At 70.5% G+C, this 5,992-nt stretch carries 5 protein-coding genes; 4 read left to right on the top strand and 1 reads right to left on the bottom strand.

Annotation, left to right across the window (positions count from 1 at the left end; all coding sequences use genetic code 11):
* The first annotated feature begins 299 nt into the window (after positions 1 to 299).
* Positions 300 to 1,112, top strand: a complete 813-nt coding sequence (locus CF165_RS35730) for a DUF222 domain-containing protein (RefSeq protein WP_240521942.1) — start codon at positions 300 to 302, stop codon at positions 1,110 to 1,112.
* On the opposite strand, the gene CF165_RS35725 is transcribed toward CF165_RS35730, so the two are convergent.
* Positions 1,109 to 1,627, bottom strand: coding sequence for a DUF402 domain-containing protein (locus CF165_RS35725; RefSeq protein ID WP_093952000.1), 519 nt, complete (start codon positions 1,625 to 1,627; stop codon positions 1,109 to 1,111). The two genes, CF165_RS35730 and CF165_RS35725, sit on opposite strands and share 4 nt — an antisense overlap.
* Positions 1,628 to 1,745: 118 nt before the next feature.
* On the opposite strand from CF165_RS35725, the gene CF165_RS35720 reads away from it, so the two are divergent.
* From CF165_RS35720 to uvrB, 3 genes are read left to right on the top strand one after another with little or no spacing between them, the layout of a single operon-like run.
* On the top strand, positions 1,746 to 3,164 hold the full coding sequence (locus CF165_RS35720; protein WP_093951999.1) for a DUF5685 family protein: 1,419 nt from the start codon (positions 1,746 to 1,748) through the stop codon (positions 3,162 to 3,164).
* A gap of 12 nt (positions 3,165 to 3,176) precedes the next feature.
* Positions 3,177 to 3,788 (top strand): carboxymuconolactone decarboxylase family protein, encoded by a 612-nt coding sequence (locus tag CF165_RS35715; protein ID WP_093951998.1) that lies wholly within the window; start codon positions 3,177 to 3,179, stop codon positions 3,786 to 3,788.
* A 46-nt stretch (positions 3,789 to 3,834) separates the two neighbouring features.
* Entirely contained in the window at positions 3,835 to 5,991 is a 2,157-nt protein-coding gene (uvrB, locus tag CF165_RS35710; RefSeq protein ID WP_167441658.1) for an excinuclease ABC subunit UvrB, read from the top strand.
* The last annotated feature ends 1 nt before the right edge of the window (position 5,992 follow it).

The raw sequence follows: 5,992 nt of genomic DNA, 5'->3' as shown, positions 1-5,992 counted from the left end.
TTTCCTTCTCGCTTCAGGGTTCCGGCCGATTCTTGGTCCGGTCGGACGGCCGTGCACCCGTCGGTTTCGGCGGGTGTGCGGCTGCTGTCGTTTGGTTGAGTTTCAAGCACGGCTTCGCCGTGGCGTGGGAAATCGGCGCTTGCCGTGGTTGCTTGTCCTTGTGGTCGCCAGCGCCGATTCCCCACGCATCGAGTCCCTCTGCCGCCTCTTTCGAGGGGTGTTCCGTCGCTGTGACAGTTCTGCTTTGTTGCTACCTGTTCGTGTGATGACAGGTGTTCGATTGCCGGTAATCTTGAGTTATGACCGAACACGCGCTCTGGCAGTCTGATGCGGTGGCCCTGGCCGACCGTATCGGCTCCCTGTTCGCGTGCATCCGGTCCGCCGAAGCCGAACTGGGTGCGCTGCTGGTCGAGGTTGAGCAGCGGGGTGTGCTGGAGCTGTTCGGCTACCGGTCGGTTCCCCGGTTGCTGGAGCATCTCGCGGATGTCCCGAAATCTTCGGCCGAGCGGATGGTGAAGCGGGCACGGGCGGTCAACCCCGGCCTGAGCCTGGATGGCACCCCGATTCCGGCGGTGGCGGCCGCCACGGGGGTGGTGGCCCGGTCGGGACAGCTGAGCAACCCGATGATCGACGTGATTGCCGGGGTCCTGCAGGACGTTCCGCCCGAGCACCGGGAGGGGGCTGAGCGGCATCTGCTCGACTTCGCCGCCGAGGCGGGGCATCGGCAGGTCGCCGCGCTCGGCGCCCGGATCCTGGCGCACCTCGACCCCGATGGTGCGGAACCTGATGACACCGAACCCGCCACCCCGACCCGGGAACTCTCCCTGCGACGGAAACGGACCGGGATCTGGGAGATCAACGGCAAGCTGGATGACGAGACCGGCGCACCACCACCGGCTGCTGCACCGCTCAGGATGGCAAGTCCGCATCGCCACCGACGGTCTCCCGGAGTTCTTACCGCCGGTGTTCTTGGACAAACAGCGAAAACCGAGGCGCAACAACCTGCACCAACCCTTGCCGTTCGCGGCATAACCACAGCATGGGGACAGGCCCGCAGCCACACGGCTACGGGCCCACACCCACGATGTCAGTCACCGGCCGAATCGGACTAGGGATGCCGTCGCCAGGTCAGCGTGATGTCCCTTGTGGACAGCCAGGCCGCGAGGTCGTAACCGTGGGCGGCCAGACCCTCCACCGCGGCGTACGTCGTCTTCAGCGCGTACTCCGCGTCTTCCGCGGTGAGCAGGCCCGCGGCGAGGGCTTCCAGCAGCTCGTCGGTGTCGATGACCCGCAGGGACAGCTTGTCCTTGAGCACCAGGTCGACGTACAGGTCGGTGGCGATCCAGCGTGGCCCGTCGCGGCGGACCCGGACCACGTCGAGGTAGAAGTCCTGGTCGCGCTCGTGGCCGGGGGCGAACCAGAAGTCGGTGAAGCGGAGGCCCAGCCCGGGCACCAGCCACGACTCGAGGTAGTGGAACTGCGCGCGGCCCGGCGTCGGGCGGGCGACGTACAGGCCGAACGGCTCCTCGCGGTACTCCTCGACCTCCCGCCGGATGCCCTTCGGATCGATGTTCGCGCGCGCGGCGGGGTCGAAGATCTCGACCTTCGGCGGGTGCAGTGCGGCCATGCCGCCCATCCTGCCGGGACCGGCGGCGGAACCGGTCACGAATCGCACACACCCGCCGCGCGCGCGACACGTTCGGGCTAAGGTGCGCCGACCGTCCAGGGAGCCGAGGGGACTGGGGATGTTCGGGATCATCAGGCCGTGCCGTCACCGGCTGTCCGCCGGCCTGCACGCCGACTGGCTGGCTCACCTGTGCGGGCTCTGTCTCACGCTGCGCGACGAACACGGCCAGCTCGCCCGCGTCGTCACCAACTACGACGGGCTGATCATCTCCGTGCTGGTCGAGGCGCAGACGCCGCGGGCGGACCGGCGGCGGGACGCGGGCCCGTGCCCGCTGCGGGGCATGCGGACGGCGTCGGTCGCGCGCGGCGAGGGCGCCCAGCTCGCCGCCGCGGTGTCGCTGGTGCTGGCCGCCGCGAAGGTGGACGACCACGTCGAGGACCGCGACGGCGCCTTCGGCAGGCGTCCTGTGGCCGTGGCCGCGCGCCGCGTCGCGGCCCGCTGGGCGGCGCAGGGCAGCCGCACCGGGTCCCGGGTCGGGTTCGACACGGCGGTGCTCACCGAGGCCGTCGACCGGCAGGGCGAACTGGAGCGCGCGATCCGTCCCGGGGACTCGGCCCTGCTCGCGACCGAGCCCGCCGAACTGGCCACGGCGGCGGCCTTCGCCCGGACGGCCGAGCTGGCCGGACGACCGGGCAACGCCGCGCCGCTCGCCGAGGCCGGCCGCCTGTTCGGGCGGGTGGCACACCTGCTGGACGCGGTCGAGGACCACGTCACCGACGCGGCCACCGGCGCCTGGAACCCGCTCCTGGCCACCGGAACGGGATGGGCCGAGGCGAGACGCCTGTGCGACGACGCCGTGCTGGGCGTCGAGCTGGCGTTGCGCGAAGCCGAGTTCGGCAACCCGGCCCTGGTGCACGCCCTGCTGGTCCACGAGCTGCGGCAGGCGGTGCACCGCGCCTTCGGCCACGGCTCGGCACCCGGGCACGGCGTGCCGTCCGCGCAGCAGCCGCCACCCGGGTGGATCGGCCCCGGCCCGGCGCCGCAGCAGCCGCCGCCGGGGTGGATCGGGCCCGGCCCGGCGCCGCAGCAGCACCCGCACCAGGTTCCGCCGGGCTGGGGCGGATCACCGCAGCCGCACGGATTTCCGCCGCCGGGCCCGGTTCCGCCGCCCGGCGCTCCAGGCCCCGGCGGCCCCGGTGGCCGCGGTCCGGGAGGCCCGGGAGGCCCAGGAGGTCCCGGCGGCCCGGGTGGGCCGGACGGCCCCGGCGATTCCACCGGACCCGAGCCGCTCGACGGCAAGGGCGGTGGCCTTTGGTACCCGAAATTCGCCGTCCCGCCGAAGAAACGCAACTTCTTCCTCGGCTGCGCCCTCACGCCCTACATGTGCTGCACGTGCCAGTTCTGCTGCCGCGATCCCTATCCTGGGCCGTGGAGCGGAAAACCGGTGGGCACCTGTGACGGCTGTGACTGCTGCAGCGGCTGTGACGGTTGTGGCGACTGCTGCGACTGTTGCTCCTGCTGCGACTGCAACTGCTGAGAGGGGAGCGCGATGACCGACCCGATGGCGGAGCTGCACCGACAGGGCCGCGAAAACTTCGCCGACCTGGTCGAGGACGGCGCGAAGCGGCTCGACGCGCTGTTCGCCACCATCCCGGCGCTGGGGGAGCTGGCGGTCGGCACGGTGTACGGCCACCTGCACGAACGTCCGGCGCTGGACGCCCGGACCCGGGAGGCGGCCACGCTCGCGGCGATCGTCGCCGCGGGCATGGTGGGGCCGCCGCTGAGCGTCCACCTCCGGACCGGGCTCGCCGCGGGGCTGTCGCCGGCGGAGGTCTGCGAAGTCGTGGTGCAGACGGCCGCGTTCGCGGGCTTCCCCCGCGCGGTTTCGGCGGCGGACCAGCTGAACCGCCTCTTCGAAGGCCACGGCCTGCCGATCCCGCCCCCGCCGTCCCCGCGCGAGGTCGTCCTGGCCCACCTCGCGGCGCCCACGGACGAGGTGGCCGACGTCCTCGCGGAGTTCCCGCGCACCGAGGTGCAGGCGACCGGACCCGACCGGGTGCTGGTCTCGTGCTTCGGTGACGACCCCACGCCCGGGGCGGTCCTCCACTGCTCGGTCGACGGCGGCGAAGTCGCTTCCGTCACGGTGTTCCGACCCCGCTGACCAGGGCCGACGGAAATTGTCGGTGGGTCGGCCTACTCTGGTCCCCGTGGCTTTCGCAACCGAACACCCCGTGCTCGCCCAGTCCGACTTCCGCCCGGTCTCGGAGATCCCCCGGACCGGCGGTCGCTTCGAGGTGGTCAGTGACTACCAGCCCGCCGGCGACCAGCCGGCGGCCATCGACGAGCTCGAACGCCGGATCAGGGCGGGCGAGAAGGACGTCGTGCTGCTGGGCGCCACCGGTACCGGCAAGTCGGCGACGACGGCGTGGCTGATCGAGCGCGTCCAGCGGCCGACGCTGGTGATGGCGCCGAACAAGACACTGGCCGCGCAGCTGGCCAACGAGCTGCGTGAGCTGTTCCCGCACAACGCGGTCGAATACTTCGTCAGCTACTACGACTACTACCAGCCCGAGGCGTACATCGCGCAGACGGACACCTACATCGAGAAGGACTCGTCGATCAACGACGACGTCGAGCGGCTGCGGCACTCCGCGACGATGAACCTGCTCTCGCGGCGGGACGTCATCGTCGTCGCCAGTGTCTCGTGCATCTACGGCCTGGGCACGCCGCAGTCCTACCTCGACCGGTCGTCGAAGCTGGCGGTCGGCATGCAGCTGGACCGCGACGTCTTCCTCCGCGCGCTCGTCGACGTCCAGTACACGCGCAACGACATCGCCTTCGCGCGCGGCACGTTCCGCGCCCGGGGCGACACGGTGGAGATCATCCCGGCCTACGAGGAGCTGGCCATCCGCGTCGAGTTCTTCGGCGACGAGGTCGAGAAGCTCTACTACCTGCACCCGCTGACCGGGGACATCGTCAAGGAGGTCGACGAGGTCCGGATCTTCCCGGCGACGCACTACGTCGCCGGCCCGGAGCGGATGGAAAAGGCGATCCAGGGGATCGAGAAGGAGCTCGAAGACCGGCTGGCCGAGCTGGAGAAGCAGGGCAAGCTCCTGGAAGCGCAGCGGCTGCGGATGCGCACGGCCTACGACATCGAGATGATGCGCCAGGTCGGCTTCTGCTCCGGCATCGAGAACTACTCGCGGCACATCGACGGCCGCGGCGCCGGCACGGCGCCGGCGACCCTGATCGACTACTTCCCGGACGACTTCCTGCTGGTGATCGACGAGTCGCACCAGACGGTCCCGCAGATCGGCGGCATGTACGAAGGCGACATGTCGCGGAAGCGGAACCTGGTGGAGTACGGCTTCCGCCTTCCGAGCGCGGTGGACAACCGGCCGCTGACCTGGGAAGAGTTCTCGGACCGGATCGGGCAGACGGTGTACCTGTCGGCGACGCCGGGGCCGTACGAGATGGGCCAGGCGGGCGGCGAGTTCGTCGAGCAGGTGATCCGGCCGACCGGCCTGGTCGACCCGAAGGTGGTCGTGAAGCCGACCGAAGGCCAGATCGACGACCTGGTGCACGAGATCCGGGAGCGGGCGGCCAAGGACGAGCGGGTCCTGGTCACCACGCTGACGAAGAAGATGTCCGAGGACCTGACCGACTACCTGCTGGAGCTGGGCATCCGGGTGCGCTACCTGCACTCGGAGGTCGACACGCTGCGCCGGGTCGAGCTGCTGCGGCAGCTGCGGGCGGGCGACTTCGACGTGCTGGTCGGCATCAACCTGCTGCGCGAGGGCCTCGACCTGCCGGAGGTGTCGCTGGTGGCGATCCTCGACGCGGACAAGGAGGGCTTCCTCCGGAGCGGGACGTCGCTGATCCAGACGATCGGCCGCGCGGCGCGAAACGTCTCCGGCGAAGTCCACATGTACGCGGACAAGATCACCGATTCGATGCAGCACGCGATCGACGAGACGGACCGGCGTCGCGAAAAGCAGGTCGCGTACAACAAGGAACGCGGCGTCGACCCGCAGCCGCTGCGGAAGAAGATCGCCGACATCCTCGACCGCGTCTACAGCGAGGCCGAAGACACCGAGCAGGTCTCGGTGGGCGGCTCGGGCCGGAACTCGTCCCGGGGCAAGAAGCCCGAGCAGGGCGACCGGGTGCGCAGCTCCGGCATGCTGGTCGACAAGGACGTCTCGGCCATGCCGCGGGCCCAGCTGGCGGACCTGATCCAGCAGATGACGGACCAGATGATGCAGGCGGCCCGCGACCTGCAGTTCGAACTGGCGGCCCGGCTGCGCGACGAGATCTCGGACCTGAAGAAGGAGCTGAGGGGGATGGACGCCGCCGGCATCAAGTGAC

Origin of the sequence: Amycolatopsis vastitatis (genome assembly GCF_002234595.1) — a bacterium.
In the GTDB taxonomy this organism is placed as follows: Bacteria; Actinomycetota; Actinomycetes; order Mycobacteriales; family Pseudonocardiaceae; genus Amycolatopsis; species Amycolatopsis vastitatis.
Note: the sequence above shows the minus strand (reverse complement) of the source record. Positions and strands in the feature narration are given on the sequence as shown.

Bases quoted from the DNA above. Each gene is read 5' to 3' on its own strand.
- CF165_RS35730 (WP_240521942.1), top strand. From the start codon at position 300: ATGACCGAACACGCGCTCTGGCAGTCTGATGCGGTGGCCCTGGCCGAC.
- CF165_RS35725 (WP_093952000.1), bottom strand. From the start codon at position 1,627: ATGGCCGCACTGCACCCGCCGAAGGTCGAGATCTTCGACCCCGCCGCG.
- CF165_RS35720 (WP_093951999.1), top strand. From the start codon at position 1,746: ATGTTCGGGATCATCAGGCCGTGCCGTCACCGGCTGTCCGCCGGCCTG.
- CF165_RS35715 (WP_093951998.1), top strand. From the start codon at position 3,177: ATGACCGACCCGATGGCGGAGCTGCACCGACAGGGCCGCGAAAACTTC.